The sequence below is a fragment of the Mordavella massiliensis genome (genome assembly GCF_016902415.1).
Taxonomy (GTDB): Bacteria; Bacillota; Clostridia; order Lachnospirales; family Lachnospiraceae; genus Merdimonas; species Merdimonas faecigallinarum.
This window is the reverse complement of record NZ_JACJLV010000097.1, coordinates 1-1,527: the sequence shown is the minus strand read 5'-3', so window position 1 is coordinate 1,527 and position 1,527 is coordinate 1. Positions and strand designations below refer to the sequence as shown.

At 32.3% G+C, this 1,527-nt stretch carries 3 protein-coding genes; all 3 read left to right on the top strand.

Annotated elements, in window-relative coordinates; translation table 11 throughout:
* On the top strand, window positions 1–270 hold a 270-nt coding region (locus H6A13_RS12855), incomplete at its 5' end, for a dihydrofolate reductase family protein (protein WP_204909930.1).
* 46 nt (window positions 271–316) lie between these two features.
* Window positions 317–685: a hypothetical protein gene (locus H6A13_RS12850; protein ID WP_150310015.1), complete on the top strand. Its 369-nt coding sequence runs from the start codon at window positions 317–319 to the stop codon at window positions 683–685.
* Between the two features lie 50 nt (window positions 686–735).
* The gene (locus H6A13_RS12845; protein ID WP_087244825.1) at window positions 736–1,473 is read left to right on the top strand and encodes a CPBP family intramembrane glutamic endopeptidase; all 738 of its coding nucleotides are present in this window, start codon (window positions 736–738) and stop codon (window positions 1,471–1,473) included.
* Window positions 1,474–1,527 lie beyond the last annotated feature (54 nt).

Below are 1,527 nucleotides of genomic sequence, written 5' to 3'. Positions count from 1 at the left end.
AAAATTCATTTTGTTAATGAAAGCCCTGTTAATCTGATAAAAAGATTGCGGGAAGAAAATGGAAAAGGTATTTGGATCTGTGGTGGAGCAAACCTGATTCAACAACTGGTCAGAGAAGATATGATTGATTGTTATTATATTACTATTATCCCAATAATCCTGGGTTCAGGCATTCGACTTTTTGGAAACGCTGACCAAGCAATTAAGTTGAGATTGCTCAAAACACAATCGTATAATAGTATGACGGATCTGGTTTATATTAGAAGATAAATCCTAAATTGTAGAGCAGAAAATTGGAAGTTGCGGAGGTCTTAGTATGGGAAAAGATAATAAAGATTTTTTTGTATGGTTGGATTCGATTTTAAAGGATGAATTGAATAATGAGGTAAAAGCGATTAACTTTAACCTATATGAAGATGCTGATAATAAATGGTCTATTGAGCTAGTCGGTACATTTTCTTTCGATAAAGATGATGAAGATTGGGCTTGTGATGAAGTATTTGCTACAAGAGATAATCCTTTTGTGATAGAGTGCGAAAGTGATTGGAAATCAATGGAAACGGTTTTTATTGGTTTAGTAAATGAATATCTTTCTTCTGGAAAATACGCAAATAAATTAAAAGGATATCTGGCAGTTGGTATTGGATTTGTTGACGGGGATTTGCATATTTTATACGAAAAGTAATGTCCTGTTTTTGTTAGACAAATCCTAATTTGAAAAGGAGATATACTGAATTGGATACTAAACGGTTAGCAAAATTTCTTATAATTACATTTGTTATTACAGGGATAGCCTGGTCTGGACTTGCTGTGTTAACGAGTTTAAATATTATCCCATTTTCGCATCCTTTAGGCACTATTTTACATATTATAGGAGGATTCGGACCGACAATAGCAACTTTCTTTGTCTTAGAAGAAAAAAACACGGTTAAATCTATATTAGATTTTATTTTTGGCTACAGAAAGAAATCATTGATTTTTTTGTTTTTATTTTCTATTTTTGAAATACTGACAATAGGTTTATCGTCAAGGGAATTTAATTCCGCATTACCATGGTATTTGATGCCTTTAATCTTTCTTCAAGCAACATTTATATATGGCGGCGAAGAAGAATTAGGTTGGAGAGGTGTTATGCAGCCTTTATTAGAGGAAAAATTGAATTTCCCTATAGCCACAATCATTACGGGTGTTGTGTGGGGAATTTGGCATATTCCCCTTTGGTTTGTAAATGGCTCATCGCAACAAAATATGCCATTTCTATTTTTCTTAGCGTTAGCTGTTATACTGAGCTTTTGGCTGGCGACAATTTACAAAAAAACGAAATGTGTTTTTGCTTGTAGTGTTTTTCATGGATTGACAAATACTCTTTTGTCTGTATTTATAATTAAAGTGAATGTTCTATTGGTAATAGGACTGATTGCTATGCTTGTATATTCAATATATTTATGGTATTGTGGAGAAGCAAAACAATAAATTCCAGTTTGAAGAATTAAAAAAAACGGAATTTACCTATTAAGACATATAAAC